The organism is Streptomyces griseus, assembly GCF_900460065.1.
GTDB lineage: Bacteria > Actinomycetota > Actinomycetes > Streptomycetales > Streptomycetaceae > Streptomyces > Streptomyces griseus.
The window spans coordinates 463,956-483,687 of record NZ_UAVD01000029.1; the positions used below are offsets into that span (position 1 = coordinate 463,956).

17 protein-coding genes are annotated in these 19,732 nt (G+C 70.1%); 15 read left to right on the plus strand and 2 right to left on the minus strand.

What is annotated here, in order from left to right; genetic code table 11:
• Positions 1-163 precede the first annotated feature (163 nt).
• On the minus strand, positions 164-880 hold the full coding sequence (locus tag DTB53_RS21895) for a helix-turn-helix transcriptional regulator (protein ID WP_042498093.1): 717 nt from the start codon (positions 878-880) through the stop codon (positions 164-166).
• Between the two features lie 373 nt (positions 881-1,253).
• On the opposite strand from DTB53_RS21895, the gene DTB53_RS21900 reads away from it, so the two are divergent.
• Entirely contained in the window at positions 1,254-1,844 is a 591-nt protein-coding gene (locus tag DTB53_RS21900; RefSeq protein WP_042495491.1) for a DUF5987 family protein, read from the plus strand.
• Complete coding sequence (locus DTB53_RS21905) at positions 1,841-3,496, plus strand: FAD-dependent oxidoreductase (protein ID WP_012377918.1); 1,656 nt, start codon at positions 1,841-1,843, stop codon at positions 3,494-3,496. The genes DTB53_RS21900 and DTB53_RS21905 overlap by 4 nt, the downstream gene beginning before the upstream one ends.
• Positions 3,497-4,097: 601 nt before the next feature.
• Here DTB53_RS21905 and DTB53_RS21910 read toward each other — a convergent pair.
• The gene (locus tag DTB53_RS21910) at positions 4,098-4,901 is read right to left on the minus strand and encodes a TIGR03084 family metal-binding protein (RefSeq protein ID WP_003964464.1); all 804 of its coding nucleotides are present in this window, start codon (positions 4,899-4,901) and stop codon (positions 4,098-4,100) included.
• 799 nt (positions 4,902-5,700) lie between these two features.
• On the opposite strand from DTB53_RS21910, the gene DTB53_RS21915 reads away from it, so the two are divergent.
• The 13 genes from DTB53_RS21915 to DTB53_RS21970 all read left to right on the plus strand — a co-directional run bounded on the left by DTB53_RS21915 (position 5,701) and on the right by DTB53_RS21970 (position 19,601).
• Entirely contained in the window at positions 5,701-6,249 is a 549-nt protein-coding gene (locus tag DTB53_RS21915; protein WP_012377917.1) for a carboxymuconolactone decarboxylase family protein, read from the plus strand.
• Between the two features lie 135 nt (positions 6,250-6,384).
• Positions 6,385-8,286 (plus strand): FAD/NAD(P)-binding protein, encoded by a 1,902-nt coding sequence (locus DTB53_RS21920; protein ID WP_012377916.1) that lies wholly within the window; start codon positions 6,385-6,387, stop codon positions 8,284-8,286.
• Positions 8,287-9,513, plus strand: coding sequence for a putative PEP-binding protein (locus DTB53_RS21925; RefSeq protein ID WP_042495486.1), 1,227 nt, complete (start codon positions 8,287-8,289; stop codon positions 9,511-9,513).
• Between the two features lie 51 nt (positions 9,514-9,564).
• Positions 9,565-9,891 carry a hypothetical protein gene (locus DTB53_RS36710; RefSeq protein WP_012377914.1) on the plus strand — a complete coding sequence of 109 codons (327 nt, stop codon included), beginning with the start codon at positions 9,565-9,567 and terminating at the stop codon, positions 9,889-9,891.
• A gap of 9 nt (positions 9,892-9,900) precedes the next feature.
• Entirely contained in the window at positions 9,901-10,437 is a 537-nt protein-coding gene (locus tag DTB53_RS21930; RefSeq protein ID WP_003964460.1) for a pyridoxamine 5'-phosphate oxidase family protein, read from the plus strand.
• A 457-nt stretch (positions 10,438-10,894) separates the two neighbouring features.
• Entirely contained in the window at positions 10,895-11,125 is a 231-nt protein-coding gene (locus DTB53_RS21935) for a hypothetical protein (protein WP_042495483.1), read from the plus strand.
• Between the two features lie 107 nt (positions 11,126-11,232).
• The gene (locus DTB53_RS21940; RefSeq protein ID WP_052295615.1) at positions 11,233-12,540 is read left to right on the plus strand and encodes a YcaO-like family protein; all 1,308 of its coding nucleotides are present in this window, start codon (positions 11,233-11,235) and stop codon (positions 12,538-12,540) included.
• Positions 12,519-13,247: a TOMM precursor leader peptide-binding protein gene (locus DTB53_RS21945; protein WP_003964457.1), complete on the plus strand. Its 729-nt coding sequence runs from the start codon at positions 12,519-12,521 to the stop codon at positions 13,245-13,247. The genes DTB53_RS21940 and DTB53_RS21945 overlap by 22 nt, the downstream gene beginning before the upstream one ends.
• Positions 13,231-14,940: a hypothetical protein gene (locus tag DTB53_RS21950; RefSeq protein WP_106431669.1), complete on the plus strand. Its 1,710-nt coding sequence runs from the start codon at positions 13,231-13,233 to the stop codon at positions 14,938-14,940. Before DTB53_RS21945 ends, DTB53_RS21950 begins: the two co-directional genes overlap by 17 nt.
• The gene (locus tag DTB53_RS21955; RefSeq protein ID WP_042498085.1) at positions 14,931-15,662 is read left to right on the plus strand and encodes a nitroreductase family protein; all 732 of its coding nucleotides are present in this window, start codon (positions 14,931-14,933) and stop codon (positions 15,660-15,662) included. Before DTB53_RS21950 ends, DTB53_RS21955 begins: the two co-directional genes overlap by 10 nt.
• Positions 15,659-17,425 carry an ABC transporter ATP-binding protein gene (locus tag DTB53_RS21960; protein ID WP_012377909.1) on the plus strand — a complete coding sequence of 589 codons (1,767 nt, stop codon included), beginning with the start codon at positions 15,659-15,661 and terminating at the stop codon, positions 17,423-17,425. Before DTB53_RS21955 ends, DTB53_RS21960 begins: the two co-directional genes overlap by 4 nt.
• On the plus strand, positions 17,422-18,537 hold the full coding sequence (locus DTB53_RS21965; protein ID WP_012377908.1) for a hypothetical protein: 1,116 nt from the start codon (positions 17,422-17,424) through the stop codon (positions 18,535-18,537). Before DTB53_RS21960 ends, DTB53_RS21965 begins: the two co-directional genes overlap by 4 nt.
• A gap of 14 nt (positions 18,538-18,551) precedes the next feature.
• The gene (locus tag DTB53_RS21970) at positions 18,552-19,601 is read left to right on the plus strand and encodes a glycosyl transferase (protein WP_012377907.1); all 1,050 of its coding nucleotides are present in this window, start codon (positions 18,552-18,554) and stop codon (positions 19,599-19,601) included.
• Positions 19,602-19,732: the final 131 nt, after the last annotated feature.

Consider the following 19,732-nt stretch of genomic DNA (forward strand, 5'->3'; position numbering starts at 1 on the left):
AGAAGCACCGGCGGCATCACGCCCTCGATGATGGCGTGGTAGCCGGAGAAAGTGGGAGGGGTTTATGGCCAGGGCCCGTGGCACCGATTCGGCGCGTGCTGTCCGCACCGGATGGACCGGCCCGGTCGCCCGAAGACGTTCCGCCGGCGTCCGCACCCGGCGGTCATCCGGCGGGCCGCACCAGATTGTTCTCGAAGGCGGCGGAACGTACCTTCTGGAGCGCCATCAGTACCGGCGGGTCGAGAACGCGCACGCCTCGCAGCGGGAATTCGACGTCGGGGTGCGCCACTCGCGGACGGATCTCCAGGGGACCGAGGGATCCCACGTGGATCGGCAGCCCGTCGGTCAGCGCCTCGTGCGTGCTGGCCGGCACCGAGTGGCCCAGCAGATACCAGACGCCGGGCGGTACGTTCTCCATCTCGAACGGTCCGGGCGTACGGAGGACCGTGCAGCTGATGGGTTGCCCCTCGGGCACTCTCGTCGGGAAGATTCCCAAGAAGATCAGCCCTAATTCGGCCACGGTCGGGGCTGTGACGAAACCTCGCACACGCTCCCCTGCGCTTATCTTTTGTGCGACGTTTATCTGCTTCGTGTATCCACCTACCTGGCGGTACATCGAAGGAGGGAGCCCGACGCTGTTCGCGAACCGTGAGCTGAATGTTCCGACGCTGCTGTAGCCGACGCTACAGCTGATATCCGTGACCGTCATCCCCGTGGTTAACAGGAGGCGTTTTGCCTCCTGTATTCGCAGAGCGGAGAGGAAACGCCTTGGCGAGATCCCGGTGATCCGGTGGAATTCCCGAGAGAAGTGAAACTTGCTGTACATGGCGAATCGTGCCATGTCATCGATGCTCAAGGGCTCCGAGAGCTTGCTCTGCATGATGCGGATCGACTGCTCTACGGCCCTCTCGATCCCTGTCACTGTGCACTGTGCACTGTGCAATTTATCCTCCGAAGTCGAGACGGGTATCGACCGGTCAAGCCCGCAGGGGCGATCGCATCCCGCCCAGTGAAATGGTTCGGCTCCATCGAACAGTATTAGCGACGGTATGGGGGCTGGGCAACCACGCGATCGATGTTTGCTGCGAACGGCCCATGGGCATATGCGGAATCCTTTAGATGTGCGGAGTTACAGCAATTTCGAAGATGCTTTGATCATTCCGGCAGTCGAGGATCGATGCACGGAGAGGATCCCTTGCGCACCACGTCTTCGCCGAGTTCACGCCTGGCCCGCACGCCGAAATGGAGAAGGAATGCCTTCTAGCCAGCCAAAGTTAAATCAGGACAAAACCGGCACATTGGAGGCCTTCGCCGACACGATAGTTCCCGGAGCGAAACGGAACGAGCAGGACCGGGCCGTGGCCGGCGTCGTACCCTGGCCCGGGGCCGTGGCTGCCGGAGCCCTCGAACTGCTCCAGACCGCCGCCACCGGGATGTCCGACTCTCTGGAGGCCTTCGCCGACGCCCTGAACGCGCACGCCGAACGCCTTCACGCGCAGAGCCGGCCGGACCCTGCCGGGGAGCCGGCCGAGCGGGACCCCGGGGTCCCGCCCTTCGTGGCACTGTCCTTCGCCGAACGCACGCGACTGGTGGTCATCCTGACCGCCCCCGGCCACCCCGAACGCCATCTGTGGGTCAGCCTCGCCCTGTTCAGCAACATGGCCTTCGACACCGGTGCCCACCTGCACACCGCCGACGCGATCGCCGCCGGGCACCCGGGGCTGGCCGCCCTGGGCTTCGCACCTCCGTCCGACGACGGGCAGTGGCGCTTCTCCGAGTTCTCCTACGGTCGCCCTCTCGCCCGGCTCCACCCCGACACGACCCCCTCCGGGAGCCTGGCGTGAACGCTATCGAGCAGACCGACGTGCTGATCGTGGGCAGCGGATTCGGCGGAGCCATCGCGGCGTACCACCTGGCCGCGGGCGGGGCGAAGGTGACCGTGCTGGAGAGGGGGCCGTGGCTGGAATCCCATGACTTCGAGCACGACTTCCTCCTCGGCTCCTCCTACACCCGCATCTTTGATTTCACCGTCGGTGACGGCATGAGCCTGCTCGGCGGCAACTGCGTCGGTGGAGGCAGCGTCGTCTACTTCGCCGCGATGCCGAGGGCCCCCCGCTTCGTGTTCGACCGCACCGGCAGCATCGGCCGCCGGATGTGGCCGGCCGCGATCAGCCGTGACACCCTCGACCCCTGGTACGACGTGGTCAGCGAGGCGTTGCCGGTATCCACCCAGAGCTGGCAGGACGTCAGCTACGCCGGTGGTCTGTTCGCCGCGGCGTGCGACCACGCCGGCCGGACCGCCAATCCCGTCCCCACCGCCGTGGACAACTCCAAGTGCACCAACTGCAACTGGATGATGGCCGGCTGCCGTTTCGACGCGAAACGCTCGCTGCTGCTGAACTACCTGCCCGCCGCGCGCGCCCACGGCGCCGAGGTGCGGCCGCTGCACGAGGTGCAGAAGCTCACCCGCACCGACGGCGGCGGCTACCGGGTGCACTTCAACACCATCGACGACACGGACTACCGCCTGAGCAACGGCAGCGGCGTCATCGACGCGAAGATCGTCATCCTGGCCGCGGGGGCCGGCGCGACTCCGGTCATCCTGCAGCGCTCGGCCGACGACCTCGGGGGGATGCCGCACGCCGTCGGACGCTACTTCTCCGGTAACGGCGAGCGGCTCAACAACGCCGTGATCGACGAAGAACGCGCCCGGGACCTGCTGGGCCTGGACCGGGGCGACGGCACCGCGTATCTGGCCAACCAGATCGGCAAGGGCCCGGTCGTGGCGAGCTGGGACAACCTCGACGGCAATCTGCCCGAGCACTCCCGGTTCTCCCTCGAACAGCTCTACTTCCCCCCGGGCTTCGGCACCATCCTGGCTCAGGTGCCCGACGCCGAGGGACCCAGCTGGTTCGGGGTGGAGAAGGCCGAGATGGTCCGGCGCTGGCGCTCCTGGCTCACCATCTTCACGATGATCGAGGACGACAACGAAGGCGTCTTCGGCCCGCCGCCGCCGACCGGGAACGCCGTCCGGATCTCCCAGCAGATGCTCGGCCGCGGTCCCATCTCCTATCGGCCCACCGCCAACACCCTGCGCGGCTGGGACGAGTCCGACGCGGTCGTCAAGGACATCCTGGAACGCGACGGACTGGCCCGCGTGATGCCCTGGACCAACGATGTGGTGGGCGCCTACACCGTCCACCCGCTGGCCTCCTGCCGGATCGGCGACGACCCGCACACCTCCGCCCTGGACGACCGGCACGAACTGCGCGGCCACCCCGGCATCTTCGTGACGGACGGCTCGGCGGTACCGGGCGCCCTCACCGTCAATCCGGCGCTCACCATCTCCGCGCTCGCCGAACGTGCCGTCCCGGGCATCGTCCAGGCGGCCCGCGACCGGGGCGTTGACGTCAGCTACGGCGCGCCCACCCCGGACGGAGACGTCTCCGTCCGGGCCGGTGTACGCCCGCAACTGCCCTTCCTCACCCGCCGATAGCGTCACCGGGAGCCGCGCGGCAGCACGATGCCGCACACCGGTCACCCCCCACCCCGGCCCCGCGGCGCGGTCCCGCACCGACGAGCACCTCGCGACGCCCTGTCAGGAGCGCGGCCGTGCGGAAGGGACCGGCCTTCCGGAGCCGACGGCCGAGGCCGGCCGGGGCAAGCCCCCCGGTCCTGCAGGTCCTCGGGACGTTCCTCGCCGGGCCCACCGCCGCCGACGGGGGCCCGCGGGCGGGGGCAGGCCGTGCCGATGGTCTCGCGCACCCGGCGGTCCCGGAGCCGGGCCGGGGCCACGGCCGCCCTGTGGTCGTTGTCCCGCACGGCGCCGAGCGCGTCAGGAGGAGCCGCGGCTTCGGCCCGTGGCCTCGGGGGAGCAGTCGAGGCGCTCCCCGGGCGGGCCCCGCGGCGGACGCCGTCCGGGTGGTGCGGTCGGGGGCCGGAGCCGCTCGACGCGGACCACCGGTAGCGGAGACGACGCAGGCGTGCCCGGTCCCGTAGCCGCTACGGGACCGGGCACGCGGCGTTCTCGGCGGGGCGTCGAGGGGAAGAGGTCTCACCTGCCCCAATTCGGCGGGGCGGTCACGGGCGTTTGACCCTCACCGGGACGTGTCGGAGAACTGGCCGGGCCTGCGGCCCTCTCCGGCCGGGCCCCGGTAGGCCTGCGCGATGTCGAGCCAGTGATCCGCCGCACCCTTGGTGGCCGTGAGGGCAAGGTCGTCGCGGTGGCGACGCCGGGTGACGAGCAGGCAGAAGTCATGGGCGGGACCCGTGATCCGATGGGCCGCCTCCGGAGGGCCGTACTCCCACAACTCGCCTGTCGGAGAGGTGAGTTCGAAGCGAAAAGGTTCACTGGGCGGGGTCAGGCCGCGTGCCTCGTAGCCGAAGGCTTGGGTCAGCACGGCGAATCCGGCCACGTGGCGCAGCCACGGCGCCGGATCGCGGCGCACGCCGATGGTGTCGGCGATGTCCTGACCGTGGGCGAAGGTCTCCATGAGGCCCGCGCAGGCGAGCACGACCGGCGGCAGCGGGTTCACCAGCCACGGCACCGTCTGTCCCGGGGGGACGGCGGCGAGCGCCTCGATGGTGGCCGCGCGCTCGGCGCGCCAGCGGTCGAGGAGTGCCTGCGGGGTGCCGGAGCGGTAGGCGGCCAGTGCGGCGTTGACCGCTCCGTCGAAGTCGCCGGAGGCCTTCTCGGTCATGGCCCGGAACGCCTCCGGGTCGGCCGCCGCCGTACCGGCGAGCCGATAGACGAAGACGAGGTGGGCTATCTGGTCGGTAACCGTCCAGCCGGGGGCCGGAGTGTCCAGCGCCCATTGGGCGTCGTCGAGGTCGGCCACCATACGGTCGGTCTCGTCTCCCGCCGTCGCCAGGTCCTTGAGCACGTTCGCCAAGTCGGACATCGCTCGCTCTCGTCTCTGCTCGGGGGTCTGCGGTCAGTGTCGCGGATACGGGATCCAGCCTGGTCCAGCAGGGATTCGGTGTCTTCTCCCAGACTGCTGAGCGCTGTGGCCGACGGAACGGCCGGTGCGAGGAGGCCGGCGCATCCAGGGGAGGAAGGGAAGGATCCGGAGTCGACCGGCCCGACCGGGACTCGGGGCCACGGCCCGAAGACGTCCAGTGGCAGGAGTACCCGGGAAAGCCTTCGACCGCCCCCGGAGGACGCGTCGGCGAGGGGCCCCGCGACCGTCCCGGAACCCCTCCGCCAATACGACCGCAGTCTGCGAGCGCTGCCGCGCAGGGGGTGTGTTTGCGTCAACTTCCGCTGCCTACAAAGGACGTCAAACGCTTCTGGAAGCGAAGATCGAACCTCTGCTCCCTTACCGGCCCTACGCTTTTCCACCGGGGCGATCGCAGCCTGCCGGCGTCCGCGCTCCGTATGCTCCCGTAGCGCACACGGAGGGCCTGCTGGACGAGCCGAGCTCACGGGCCAGGAGCAACAGGCCGTCGTCGGCGCCCCGGGCCCGGACGGGCGATCCGAGAGCCCCGTCGGCTCCTCCGGGTCGCGGAGCCGAAGAGATGGTCACCGGCCTGACCCGAGCGGCGGTCGCCGTGGCTGCTCGGCCCGCTCCTCACCGAGCCAGGCTGTTCAGAATGACGGGGATGTGGCCGAAAGTCGGCCGTGGGCCGACCGCCGGTTCCGCCGCTTCGGCAGACTGCGCCGACGAGTAGCTCCCATCCACTGCGAGGAGAGTCATTCCCGTGCCGCGGATTCCTGTCCACACCGTCGACAGCGCGCCCGCACCCGGCGGGGAGACTCTGCGCCGCCTGGAGAAGCGATTCGGGAGGGTGCTCAACATCCATGGAGGGATGGCCCACTCGCCCGTGGTCCTGGCGACCTACGCGGCGATGAGCACGGCCATCGCCGAGCACGGCACCTTCGACGCCCGCACCCGCGAGGCGATAGCCCTGGCCGTGGGAGCGGTCGACGCCTGCGCGTACTGCCAGTCGGCACACACGGTGTCGGCAAGGGCGGCGGGCTTCACGGAGGAGCAGACCGTGGCGATCCGGCGCGGAGAGCGCGGCGACGATCCGAAGCTCGACGCTCTTGTCCAGGTCGCGAGGGAGGTCGCCGGAGAGGTCGGCGAGGCGTCCGACGCGGCGTGGGACGAGGCCGCTGCCCAGGGCTGGACGGACACCCAGCTGACCGAGGTGTTCGCCCACGTGGCGGTGAACCTCTACACCAACTACTTCAACCATTACGTCCGTACGGAACTCGATGTCCCGGCAGCCCCGGGCCTCGACGGCTGATACCGCCGGTCCGGGCCGATCCGGGGCGGCCGTTCCGCACGGTCGAGCCGACGTTCCGTCGCACGACATCCGGTCAGCACACGGCGCCGGTGGGGACGGCACCGCCGGGCGCCCCCGGTTCAGCGGGGAGGCCACATGAATCGAACGGGCGCGTGCCCCAGAGTGCTCGTCGTGGGCGCCGGCCTGGCCGGCACCGCGACGGCGATCCGGCTCCTCCACTTCGCGCGCAGACCACTGGAGATCGTTCTGCTGGAGCGCCGCCCCGACTACCGTTCCGCCGGAGTCGCCTATCACCGTGACGGCAACCCCTGGGACTACGTCTTCAACATCCAGGCCGGCCGGATGTCCGTGTTCCGCGAGGACGTCCTCGACTTCATCAGCTGGGCCAACCAGGAGGCCGACCGACGGGACTGGCCGCAGCACTGGGCCGGGCACACGTTCACCGAACAGGGCCCGGCTCCCCGGCGCATCTTCCAGGACTACCTCGACGACCGGCTGGCCGAGGCCAGAAGACAGTCCTGCCCCGGCGTCGTCCTCGTCGAAGCGGACGGCGAGGCGCTCGACATGGACGCGTGCGACCGGGGCTACGAGGTGACCGTCGGCGGCCTCTCCGCGACCGGGCTCGACAGCGTGCGCTCCGGTCCGCTCCCGGACACGAAGGTGGTCGGCGCCGACCACGTGGTCCTCGCCACCGGCCTCGAACTCAAGGATCCGCCCTTCGCGGTCGAGGTCTCCGGACACCCCTCCTTCGTACGCAATCCGTACTCCGCGGCCGGAATCCGCACGCTCTCCCGGCTCCCGCCCGAAGCCACCGTCGCCATCGTCGGATCCGTACTGAGTGCGTACGACTCGGCGGGACTGCTGCTGCGCAACGGCCACACCGGGCAGATCCTCCTCATCTCCCGGTCCGGGACGATCTTCCGCACCTATCCCGGCACCCACGAACACGGCGTGGTGCGCCTGCCCCGCCCCGAGACCCTGATGGAGCCCTACCGCGACCGCGAGGAATTCCTGGCACGGGGCAGGGCCGCATGGCGTGCGGCGTGCTCGACGGTGCGCGAGAGGCACCCCGGCATCGCCTCCGCCATCGTCCCCGAACGCGTCGCCAAAGCGTGGGAGCCGTATCTCCCCGAGATCATCGAGCGTATCCCGGATGAGGAACTGCGCCTCCTGCTGGACGAGTTCGCCACCACCATCGCGGCGCTGCGCGTCGGCGCCGTGGAGTACACGATGGCGATCATCGAGCATGCGATGCGGTCGCCGGAGGGGTCGGTGGAGCTGGTTGTCGGCAAGGTGCGGGCCATCACGCCCACAAGGTCGGGGCGGCTGCTGGTCTCGGTCGCCGGGCAGCACGGCGGCCACGGAGTCGAGGCCGATCTGGTGGTGTCCAACTTCGGCAGGGAGTCCGACTACGCCAAGGTAGGACAGCCGCTGTGGCGAGCGCTGCTGGGGAAGGGCATCGCGACCCCCCACGAGCGCACCGGGCGCGGCCTGGAGGTCGACGCGTGCGGGACCCTGCTGGACGCCGACGGGCGACCGGTCGGCCCGGTCTCCGCGATCGGCGTGCTGAGGGAGGGCGACGAGATCGTCCGGCACGGCCGAACGGGCGCGTTCGCGTTCAACCTCGCCGCCATCAAGAACCACTCGGTCTCCGTCGCGGCCCATGTGACCGAGCAGTTGGAACTGCGACAGGAGGGCTTGAGCGACATCGCGGCCCTGCACCCCCACTACCGGAGCTATGCCAGCAATCCGGAGGAAGCGGACCGGGCGGCCTTGGAGGAGGCTGTGGTACTGGAGGTGCGGAGGCTGGCCACGCGCGAACGGAAGAAGCGAGAAGCGCTCGACTCCCGCTTGACCGCGAGCATCCTCTCCATCGGCGGTCTTCCGGCACTCCCGGCAGCTGTCTCCCGGCCCGACCGCCTGATGAGGGCGGTCGTCAACCGGGTCGCTGCGGAACGGCTCAACGACGTCTCCGTGACGCCACGGCAGCTACGTCGACAACTGGGGATCGGGAACGTCGACAATCCGGAGGGCTAGTTGAACGGGAGCAGGCGACGGATTCTGGGGTTTCTTCTGGCCGGCGGCACCGAGAGCGTGCTCCGGGGCACCTGTAATCGGACAAGAGTTCCACGCGAGGGCAGCATCCTCGTCACCCCCTTCCTTGAGGCAGGGATGTACGACGCCATCGTGGCCGCACGCGCGGTGGTCTGCGGCTCCGGCGGACTGACCGGCCACATGCAGTCCCTGTGCCGTGGCAGAGGGATACCTGTCCTCCGTGTCGACGAGGCGGACCTCGCCGACCTGGTCGGCGAGGTGACGCTGTACCTGGAGAGCGCGTCGATCGTCGTCGGACCCGAGGAGTCGGCGCCGCCCGGGACCGGGAGGTCCGCGATGGACGACCTCGGCTCGGCGTGCGCGGTCATCGCGGACTTGCAGGACATCACCACCATCAACTCCTCCGGGCCGGACGCCGCACGGGTCGAGTCCTTCTTCATCCGGGAGGAGTTCCTCTGCCTCGCGCTGGGCCTGAGCCCGCTCGACGCCATGGCCGGCGGCCCGGCCGGCATCACCGCCTACGGACAGGCCATAGGAGGGCGGCTCCGCGGCTTCGTCGAGGCGCTCCTGCCCGGCCAGCGCCTGATCCTGCGGATGCTCGACCTGCGCTCCGACCACGCGGCCGAAGTCAGCGAGATCGCCCCGGTCGCGGTGGAGCCGAACCCCGAGATGGGGCTGCACGGCGCCCGCTGGCTGCTGCGCTCCGTCGCCTACCGCGACGCCTTGCACGTCGTCCTTTCCACGCTGCGCAAGCACCTCGGAGACCAAGCCGACAGAGTGGTGCTCTCGGTGCCGTTCGTCCGCGACGAGACCGAGTTCGTGCAGCTCCGAGCACACCTCGACCTGCCGGACGAGGCCCCCCTGTCCGCGTTCGTCGAGACGCCCTCCGCCGTTTACGCCACCCCGGCGATGTGCGCGGCCGGTGTCAGCGAACTGTTCGTCGGCATCAAGGACCTGGTGCAGTTCTATCTGGCGGCGGACCGCGGCAACCACTTGGTCGCCGACTCCTACAGCACCCGTCACCCGGCTGTCCTGGACGGGGTCCGCAGGGTCGTGGAATGCAGCCGCGCCGCGGGTACCCCGGTGCGGGTCTTCTCCCTGGCGTCCGATCTCGACCACTACCTGGAGCACCTGCCCACCCCCGACGGGTACATGATGTGCACCGCCGAACTCCGGCAACTGCTCCTGCGCCATTCCACCAGGACCTGACCGCAGCGGTCGGCGCGAGGCGGGGCCGTTCAGCTCGGTGACGGTCCGGCGGTGGCGTTCGCACCGGCCGGTGCGGCGTCGGCGACCGGTGTCCCGGACCTGTCGTTGACCGGCGTCGGCGCGGTTGGCGCCGCCCTCGGCGCAGCCGCCTCCCACGGCGTTGTCGTCGGGCACGCGTCCCCACCCGGGACGGCCGCGCCGCATACGCTGGTTCCCGGTCGCCGGACCGTGTTCGGCGTCGTCGGCCACGTCGCGGCAGTGGGCGTGGCCATCGCCCCGGCCCTGCTCGGCGAGCGATCGTCACCGGTTGCCGAGCACGGCCGCGGCGGCACCCGTCGACCGGATCGGTGGCCGACCGCGATCCGCCTGACCCCTTGAGGAGCTTCCATGCCCGACCGTGACCCGATCGCCGAGATCGGACCCTTCAGCGACGCACGCGCCGACGCGACCCCCTGGCCGACCGCCCTGCGTGTGCTGGAGCAGGCGCGGCTGTTCTGGCTGTCCACCGTCCGCCCCGACGGCCGACCCCACGTGACGCCGCTGCTGGCCGTCTGGAACGGCGGCGCTCTGTACTTCGCGACCGGTGACCAGGAGCGTAAGGCGCGCAACCTCCAGGGCAACCACCACTGTGTGATGACAACGGGCACGAACGTCCTGGACGGTCTCGACATCACCATCGAAGGACTGGCCGAGTCGGTGAGCGACCCGACAGAACGCGGCACTGCCGCAGACGCCTACGAGGACAAGTACGGCGACCTGCTGACGAGCCCCGACGGCACCTGGTACGGCCTCGGTGACACCATTCGCGTCGGCGATGTCCTGCTGTACCGCATCGACCCGGCGGTCGGATTCGCCTTCGGGAAAGGCGCGGTGTACAGCCAGACCCGCTATCGCTTCCACCACGGATCCTCCGAACAGCGGTGACGGGGGGTCCGTCCGTCTCCGACCGGGCAGCCGAACGCCGAGGGGCGCGACGCAGGGGTCGCGCTCTTGCTGATCACCCGGACCGACGGGACTTCACCTGATCTGCCGGCGGACCTGCGGGCAAGGGTCGATGAGGCCCTTCCGCTCTGATGGCGGTGACGGGTCGATCGCCCCGGACGTCCTCCGTGGTCCGTCTCGTCTTCTCGGCGATCGGTTCCCGCTCTCGCCCCTCATCAGGGAAAACAGTCGCGGTGCCGTGCGACGTATATCTGATGGTTCGTCATGAGTATGTGCGTGCAAGAGGGTTGAAGATGCAGCCATCTGGCACCTCATGTTTTCTTCACATTTTCTTGAGCTTGAAATGTGATCGACGACCCTAGGTTGAGGGCTCCGGCGCACCAATCGGCCGCTTTTGTGCCGGAGGTGACGTGCTATTCGCGAGAGAAGGGAAGATCAGATGCTTGATGCCGATCCCACGCCAAGGGAGACGGTCGACCTCGTCGTCGGCGACGCCGACGAGTCCTGGGAGGACCTCGTCCGCGGTCTGATCGAGGGCCCGGTGGACCCCTCGCGCATCCTCACGGACTGCGGTGGTAACGGCTGTAACTGTGCCGGCTGTGTCGGCTGCGGCCTGAACTGCATGAGCGGCGGCTGGAAGTGCGCCACGTGTGGCAGCGCGTGCTGCTAGTGCCGTCCCCGGCCGACCCCGCCGGTCGAGGCGGTAGGTAGCGAATCGGCCCGCCGGCGGTGGCACCCGTCGGCGGGTGCCACCCGGACAAGGAACCACGGTGTTCCTTGCCTGACCTGAATGACGTGAACATGAAACATCTTGATCCGCTTCTCTCGCGCTACGGCGTCGTCGGGGACGCCTTCGACCTCTCCCCGTCCCGCTATCGAGGTCTGCCGGAACTGAGCTCCTACGGGGTCGATCTCGGCAGCGGCTTCCCGGGCTTCGAGGCACGCCCGGACGACCGGGTCGTGGCCGGAGGACATGCGCTGGGAGACAAGGACAGGGCACGCCTGCTCGCCATCGCCGAGGGATGCGAGCGCTACTCGGGGGCGCAGTTCGGCACGGAGGGCGTAGTGACCGCCGCCGCGCACGATCTCGACGGCAGGGTGCTCGACTGGTCGCGGATTCCGCGTCTGTCCGACGCGGAGTACGCGCATCCGCGGTGCCCGCTCGTCCCTTTCGATCCGGCCGCGCCGATCAGGTGGGTCCGGGGGGTGGATCTCCGGGACGGGAACCCCACCTGGCTGCCGCTCTCCATGGCGGCCTACCGGTCGGGGCGCCGTTTCCCGGCCGAGCGCTTCGTGGCGAGCATCTCGACAGGCTGCGCCGTGCACACTGATCCCGCGAGTGCCGTCTTCGGCGGCCTGAGCGAGGTCGTCGAGCGGGACATGATCGCCGTTCTGTGGCTACAGAAGCTGCCGCTGCCGCACATTCCTCTCGACGTGCTGGACGAGCGGGAACGCACCCTGGTCGAGTGGGCGCACGATCGCTTCCTCAACACCGTGCTGCTGGATGCCACCAGTGACATCGGTGTACCCACGGTGTACTGCATGCAGACCGCACCGCATGACCAGACCCTGCGCACCATGGTCGGGTGCGGTACCGGGCTCACCATTCAGGATGCCGCGTACAAGGCGTTGCTGGAAGTCACGTGCTTCCGTGACTCGCTGCACGTGGAGTGGGAGGAGCCCGTGTCCTTCGCCGACTACACCGATATCTCGGACGGCGCGAAATACATGGGCAAGCCGGAGAATGCCCCACACTTCGCATTCCTCACCGATGACCACCCCGACCGGCCCTCGTTCCAGGACCGCGGCCGTTACGCCGCCGACGCCACTGAGGGGCTGGCCCGCGCTGTCCGGAGGTTCGCCGAGCTGGACATGGCGGTGATCGCCGTGGACCGGACGACGACGGAACTCGCCTCGGTCGGACTGCACTCGGCGACCGTCGTCATCCCGGACCTCCAGCCGATGTCCCCTGTGCCGCTCGCCCAGTATCACGCGCATCCCCGGCTCTACTCCGCCCCCGCGGCGATGGGATATCGCGTACTGCCTGTCGAGGAGTTGAACCCGTGTCCGCAGCCGTTCGCCTGACCCGTCTGTCCGTCCTCGGTACCGGGGCCTTCGGCGCCCGGGCGTCCGAACTACTGCCGGAGATCTCGGGCCTGGCCGTCACTCAGGTCGGTCCGGAGATCACCTGCGACATGCTCGTCGATGCCGACGCAGCAGTGCTGGTACTGGACCGCCCCGCCCGGCGGTTGGCACGCCGATTCCGGCAGGTGGCCTCCGAGGCGGGAAAGCCGTGGCTCCTGGTGGAGTTCGATCACCCCGTCATCAGAGTGGGACCGTACTTCGATCCTGCGGCCGGCCCGTGCCTGGACTGTTTCTATGCGCGTGAGGACCAGCACGCCGACAAGCCGGCTCCCCTCCGGGAACCCGCACCCGGGCACGAGCACGAGCACACGCACGAGCACAACCACGGACACGCCCACGCACCGGACTGTTCGCACACATCGGCGCCCGCGTCGGCGGAGGAAGGACTCGGCGTCGAGGCGGCGGCCGGGGTCCTGCCGCACCAGGCGCGCATCGCCGCGGGGCTGCTGAGCCTGTCGCTGACCGAGCAGGTTCGCGGGCGGGTGGTCACCGTCGATCTCCGCACGGCGGCGGTCCGCTCGGACCAGGTGATCGGCTGCCACGGCTGCCCGCACTGCGGCGACGAGACCCAACGCACGCTCATGTCGCGACAGCTCGATCACCTGTTCCGTACCGTGGGAGGCGTCACTCATGACGAGCACCGATAGTTTCACCGCAGGCGGCCTCCGGCCCCGGTTGCGCGGTGGGGTGGCGGTCTCCGCCGCCGACGGCCAGGTCGTCTTCTCGGCCGGACAGATCCGCAAGAGGATCGGCGGTGGGGACGCCCTCCGGCTCCTGCTGCCGATCGCGTCGGCGATGGACGGACGCCGCACGGTCGGCGACCTCGCCGAAGCGACGGACCTTCCGTACGAGGCGGTGGCCCAGGCCGTGGCACTGCTGGTGAAGCAGGGCCTCGTCCTCTCCGGGGAGGTCTCATCGCCGAAGCCGCTGGCGGCCGGCGTCGTCGACTACCTGGAACAGACCGCTGGTTCCTCGGCCACGTTCCGCGACGCCTCCGAGGTACTGGAACGCCTGTCGCGATGCGCGGTGCTGATCGTCGCCCCACCGGGGCACACGGAAGCCGTCCGCGACGACCTGGCGATGAGCGGCGTCGGAACAGTCCACAGCGCGTCCACGCCGGCCGGAGTCGGGAACGAGGTGCTCGACAGCCTGCGGGCAGCGGCGGGCAGCCTCGTGGTGCTGTACGGCCCGCCCCGCCACGATGACGGCACGGACAGCTTCACCGACGACTGCGCGGCCCGCGACATCGCGGTACTGCACTACGCGGCGCACCAGGGGCAGGTCGACCTCGGTCCGCTGGTGCATCCGCGGGCGACGCTGTGCCGACGCTGCTTCACCAGCGGCTACCTCGCGGAGTTCGGAAGCGAACAGCCGGCCCCGGCCGACACCGCCACGACGACGGTCGCCGCCGGACTCGTGGTGGGCGAAGCGCTGGCCTACCTGGCCGACGTCGACAGCATGCGCACCAGTCAGGCTCTCGTCCGCTGGACCCTGCCGGACTCCACCGCGGTGCGGTACGCGGTCTCTGCCGAGGCCGGCTGCGCATCGTGCGCGACGACGTCCCGCCGCTCGGGAGAGCGTGCAACCGTACTGGAGGCGTACGAGGACGTCGTCGCCGCGCAACCGCTCGCCGACCGGCCTCAGCCTCCGGTCACCGCCGGCCGGAAGAAGCGCCTGACGGCGCTGGGCAAGGAACGCGAGTCGTTCCCCACCGCACCGGTGATACCGCTGCCTCCGCCACCGGTGACCGCGTCCGCCGCCCCGACCGGTGACGAGGCGCCGGCCGTGTCCGAGGCGGGCCCGTCCGGGACGGTGGGGACCGCCGACGCGGCATTCGTCGCCGACCTGGCGGCGATGGTGGCGGGACGGCGCGGGGACGGCGGACCCCGCAGGTGGACCGCGTCCGGGGGAGAACTCGCGTCGGTCGAGCTGTATCTGATGTGCGCGGACACGGTCTCCGGGCTGCCCGCACACACCCTCCTGAAATACGACGACGTCGCCCACCGGCTCCTCGTCACCCGCCGGACCCACGGGCCCGGCCTATGGCGGTCCATGCTCGACGCGACCGGGATCACGGAGACTGCGGACGTCGTTCTGGTCGTCGTCGGCGCGCTCTGGAGACTGAAGCTCAAGTACAGCACTTTCGGGATCCGGCTGGGGCACCTCGACGCCGGGTGCGCCCTCGCGCAACTGCACGCGGTGGCCACCGACCGAGGAGCACGCGTCACTCTGAACGACCGCTGGCAGCCGACGCTGCCGACGTTGCTGGAACTCAAGGAAGACGAACAGGTCATGGCCGTGGCCGGCCTGTGGACCCCGCGGAGCGCGCGATGCCACTGATCAACGAGACCGACCTGTGGTCGCTGGCGAAGCGTGCTCTCGCCCCCGCCGACCGCCCCGCCGAGCACAACCCTCCTCAGTGGCCGCCGGCCCAGGACACCTCCCGGATCTCTCGGAGCGTGCCGCTCCACGATGTGCTGACAGCCCGTCGATCGGTCCGCCGCTTCCGGGAGGACCCGGTGCCCGACACCGACCTCGCCACCCTTCTGGATCTGGCCACGTCGACCGACCGGCAGATGTGGCCGCACGGCACGGCCGCGACCACCCCGCAGGCATGGCTCGTCAGCGGCGTGGCGGGTACCTCGGGAGCGCGGCTGCGCCAGTACGTCCCGCGGCGGTCCCCGGCAGGAGCGGCCACGGCGGTGGAGCCTCTCGCGGGGGAGTTCACCGACCACGGCGACTGCCCCGAACCGGCCCTGCTCGCCGCGCGTTACGCCCCGGCCCCGGTGACGGTCCTGATCTGCGCGGAGATCACCGACGACACCGGCACCGCGGCCGACGACACCGGCTCGGACTACGGGCGGGCGCTCCTGCGGGCGTCGGCCTTCGGCTACAACGCGTGGCTTTCGGCGGTCGCGGCGGGTCTCGGCGGCAGCGTGCACGGCCGTTCCTCACCCGAGGTGACCCGCATCGTGCGCCGGCACACGGGCACACCGGCCAGGCACCTGTTCACCCTTGTGCTCGGCCATCCTGCCGAATCCCCGCAGGAGTTCGGACCGTGAGTGACACCGAACGGATACACGTACGCGCTCTCGGCCGACGCGTACTGCGGCGGTTCGCCGCGCACAAGGCCGGCTTCGCGCTGTCCCTGCTGACCGTCGTGCTGTCCACGGGGCTCGGGATCAGCGGGCCGCTGTTCCTCCGCGTCATCGTCGACGAGGCGGTGCCCCAGCGCGACCGGGAGCTGCTGCTGTGGATGTGTCTGGGCATGCTCGCCGTGGGAATCGCCCAGAGCGGCTTCTTCTACCTGCAGAGCCGGTTGACGAACTCCATCGGACTCGGAGTGGTCCACGGTCTGCGGGTGGAGGTGTACGAGCGGGTGCAGTCGATGCCGATCACCTTCCACGCCGGCCGGTCGGGGGCAGAGGTGCAGACCAGGCTGGCCAGTGACATCGGTGGCATCTCCGATGTGATCACCTTCACCGCCCAGCGCGCGCTCGGGTCACTGACGATGGTCATCACCATCGGGACCGCCATGCTCATCCTCAGCTGGCCCGTCGCCGTGGTGGCGATCGGTCTCACCCTGGGGCTGGTCGTCATGAACCAGCACTACGCCGAACGGCAACGGCTCCTGGCCATCGAGGCGCAGGAGCACACATCGGAGATGATGCGCCTGACCGGCGAGCACCTCTCCCTGCCCGGTGTCCTCGTGGGGCGTACGCTGCGCTGCTGGGACGGCCAGCGCGACCGGTTCCGCGCCTCGTCGTCGGCCATCACCGACCTGACGGTCCGTGAGCGTTCCATGGCCACCAGCGCGGAGTCGATCATCGGCGTCTCCTTCGCGGCGATCCCGCCCGTGGTCTACTGGATGGCCGGCGGCGGCTTCACCAGCCTGTCGATCGGCACCGCGATCGTGCTGGTCGTGCTGCAACTCCAGCTCGCGCAGCCCATCCAGGCACTGCTCGGCCTCAGCACGTCCGTGCGGCGGTCACTGGCGCACTTCGACCGGATCTTCGAGTACATCGACCTCGGACCGACGGCGGCCCTGCCCGCGCCGCGCAACCCGCACACCGGGACCCGGGGGCCCGCGGTCGGCATCACACTGCGCGAGGTCTCCTACCGCTATCCGGAGAGCGGCAGGAGCACCCTGCACGGGATCGACCTGGACTTCCCCGCCGGTTCCACCACCATGATCGTGGGCTCGACCGGCTCCGGAAAGAGCACCCTGGGCTACCTCGTCGCGGGGCTGCTGGAGCCCGGGGCCGGTACGGTCCGGGTCTCCGGCGGCGACGACAAGCCGTCCGAGACGGTCCTGCTGGTGCCCCAGGAGCCCGGGATCTTCAACGCCTCCTTCCGGGACAACCTCCTCCTCGCCCGCCCCGGCGCCACCGAGGCCGAACTGCGCGAGGTGCTGTCCAGACTGGCTCTCGACGATCTCGTCTCCTCCTTCCCCGAGGGACTGGACACCTCGGTCGGCGAAAGGGGCTACCAGCTCTCCGGCGGCGAACGCCAGCGGCTCGGGCTGGCCCGCGCTCTGCTGTCGGACGCCCCCGTCGTCGTGCTCGACGAGGTGACGAGCGCCCTGGACTGGGCGACCGCACGGACGGTGCAGGCAGCACTGGAGGAACTGCGCGGCAACCGGACCACGGTGGTCATCAGCCACCGGCTGTCCGGGGTCAAGGACACCGACCGGGTGGTGGTTCTCGCGGACGGGCTCGTCGCGGAGAACGGCACCCACGGTGAACTCCGTACCACGCCCGGCCGGTACTCCGACCTGCTGCGCATGCGCGACGAGGACCTGTCCGAGGCGGGTACGACGCCATGAGTCCCCCCATCAGACTCTCCGCCGCGATCATGACCCACCCCGCCCGCAGGGCGAGAGCCCTCGCCCTCAGGGACAGCCTTCCGGAGCTGGACCTCCAGGTCGTCGAGGATCCCGACCCCTACGGCGCCGGCTCCTGTTCGGCGAGGACCGCGGTGCTCGCGTGGGGGGCGGTGACCCCTCACGCCACCCACCACCTGGTCCTTCAGGACGACGCCGTCCCCGTCGCGGACCTGCGGGAGCAGGTACTGCGCAGGGTCGGTGAGCGGCCGGCCGCCGCGATCAGCCTCTACACGGAATGGGCTTCGGCCACGTCGTCCGCCGTCCACCTCGCGGCCTGGCTCGGACAGCCCTTCGCCGAGGTGTGCGACCCGTACACACCCTGTATCGGACTCGTTCTGCCGGCGGAGGCGGCCCGCGAACTGGCGAGGACGAGACCGGAGGTTCCGCAGGACGACGTCATGATCGCCGGCGTGCTGCGCCGGCTCGGGGTCCCCGCATACGTGACCGTTCCCAATCTGGTCCAGCACGCGACCGAGGCGAGTCTCACCGGCAACACCCCGATGGGACTGCGGCTGGCCGCCTGCTACTCCACCGCGCCCCACAGCGACACCGCGCCGGTCGTGGACGCCCGGGTGGACCTGCTGCCCTGCTTCTCACGCTCGTACGGAAGGCCGTACTACCTGGAACGGGACCCCGGCAGCGTCTCGGGCTGGTCGCAGCGCGGCCTGCTCGAGACGCTGCGGCGGCGAGACGTGGACGTGCCCGCACTGCAACGCGCGGCGGCACGCCGGTCGGCGGGTCTGCACCGGGCCGAACCGGATCTGCGGCCCGACATCGTCGTCAGCCTGTGGATCACCGCATGGCTGGGGGGTACGGAACTCCGTCGGCTCCTCCGCGACCACGCCCTGGCCCCGGCCGAGGTGCTCGACCGGAGACTGGGGCAGATCGCGCTGGCCAACATCGGCCCCGGGATCTTCGACCAGTACATGCCGCCGGAACGACTCCTGGAACTGTCACCCGTCCTGGAGGGCTTTGCCCAGGCGGCCTTCACCGAGGGCGTGACGCCGTCCGTGACGGGCCATTCCCCCGACCACCGGTCACTCAACGGCTGAAGAGGAACGTACCGATGAGAGTCAATTTCGTCTCCCGAGGCCATGGCTACGGCCACGCTGCCCGGGACCTGAGGATCATGGCCGCGATGCGCCGGGTGAACCCCGGGATACAGATCAGGCTGGCTTCGGCGGGGAGCGGAGCGGACTACTACCGCTCCCGCGGTGTCGAGGCCGTCGACCTCGGTTTCGAAGACGCCGACGACATGAGTGAGGAGGCGAGTTGGAGGGTCTGGCGATTCCTGTACGAACGTGCCGACGCCGACCTGGTGGTGAGCGACGAGTTCCTGACCGTGCCCGGCTTCTGCCGCCGTGTCCTCGACGTTCCGAACGTGCTGATCACCGACTGGTTCTTCGCCGAGCTCGGCCGGCCCGACGCCGACTCGGTCATGGACGACGCGCTGGAGGTGGTGGTCCCGGACTTTCCCGAGGCGCATCCGGTCACACCGGCCACGACCGCGCCGGTGTGGTTCTGCGGCCCCCTCGTGGACGCCTTCGCACCCCAGCGGGCGGAGGCGCGCAAGGCCCTCGGCCTCGACGAGGACGCGCTCGTCCTGACAGTGGCGGCGGGCGGTCGCCCCGACCGTATCGCCGCCCTGCGCATCCAGTTGCAGGCGCTCCGGGCGTGGAGCGGACACGCCGCCCCGACGGATCAGCTCCTCCTCCTGGCGGACCCGCCCCCCACCCGCGGGCGAGTCCCCGCCACCCCCAACGTCCGATGGGTCGGGCGGAGCGACCGGCCCGAGCTGTACTACCGGGCCGCCGATGTCGTACTGGCCGACGCGCTGGGCTTCACCGGCTGCGAACTCGTCGCCAACGGCGTGCCGGTCATCGCCTCCGTCACCCCGGACCCCGGCCGGGAGGTGCGCGTCGGATTCGCCGAGCGCATGGACATGCTGGAGCGGACCGGTCTGCTGACCCGCACCCACGCCGACGAGGACCCCTCGGCGCTGTGGGACAACGTGCGGGAGATGCGCGCCCGGGCCGACGATCCGGCACCCCGGGACTTCTGGGCCGACCCCTTGGATGTCGCCACCCGGATACTCGGCCACGCCCGTACGGGGTGAGGCCACCTTCCCGGGATCTCCCCGGACGGGCCGGTCTCCGCGCGCGGGCGTATGTACGTACGTGCTCTCCACAGAAGTTGAGCCGGAGCCGCTGCACACCTGAACGACCGGCTATAACATGGGTTCCTCTC

Excerpts from the sequence above, each read along its gene's own strand:
- DTB53_RS21895 (WP_042498093.1), bottom strand. The coding sequence starts at position 880 with ATGCAGAGCAAGCTCTCGGAGCCCTTGAGCATCGATGACATGGCACGA.
- DTB53_RS21900 (WP_042495491.1), top strand. The coding sequence starts at position 1,254 with ATGCCTTCTAGCCAGCCAAAGTTAAATCAGGACAAAACCGGCACATTG.
- DTB53_RS21910 (WP_003964464.1), bottom strand. The coding sequence starts at position 4,901 with ATGTCCGACTTGGCGAACGTGCTCAAGGACCTGGCGACGGCGGGAGAC.
- DTB53_RS21920 (WP_012377916.1), top strand. The coding sequence starts at position 6,385 with ATGAATCGAACGGGCGCGTGCCCCAGAGTGCTCGTCGTGGGCGCCGGC.
- DTB53_RS21930 (WP_003964460.1), top strand. The coding sequence starts at position 9,901 with ATGCCCGACCGTGACCCGATCGCCGAGATCGGACCCTTCAGCGACGCA.
- DTB53_RS21935 (WP_042495483.1), top strand. The coding sequence starts at position 10,895 with ATGCTTGATGCCGATCCCACGCCAAGGGAGACGGTCGACCTCGTCGTC.
- DTB53_RS21950 (WP_106431669.1), top strand. The coding sequence starts at position 13,231 with ATGACGAGCACCGATAGTTTCACCGCAGGCGGCCTCCGGCCCCGGTTG.
- DTB53_RS21955 (WP_042498085.1), top strand. The coding sequence starts at position 14,931 with ATGCCACTGATCAACGAGACCGACCTGTGGTCGCTGGCGAAGCGTGCT.
- DTB53_RS21965 (WP_012377908.1), top strand. The coding sequence starts at position 17,422 with ATGAGTCCCCCCATCAGACTCTCCGCCGCGATCATGACCCACCCCGCC.
- DTB53_RS21970 (WP_012377907.1), top strand. The coding sequence starts at position 18,552 with ATGAGAGTCAATTTCGTCTCCCGAGGCCATGGCTACGGCCACGCTGCC.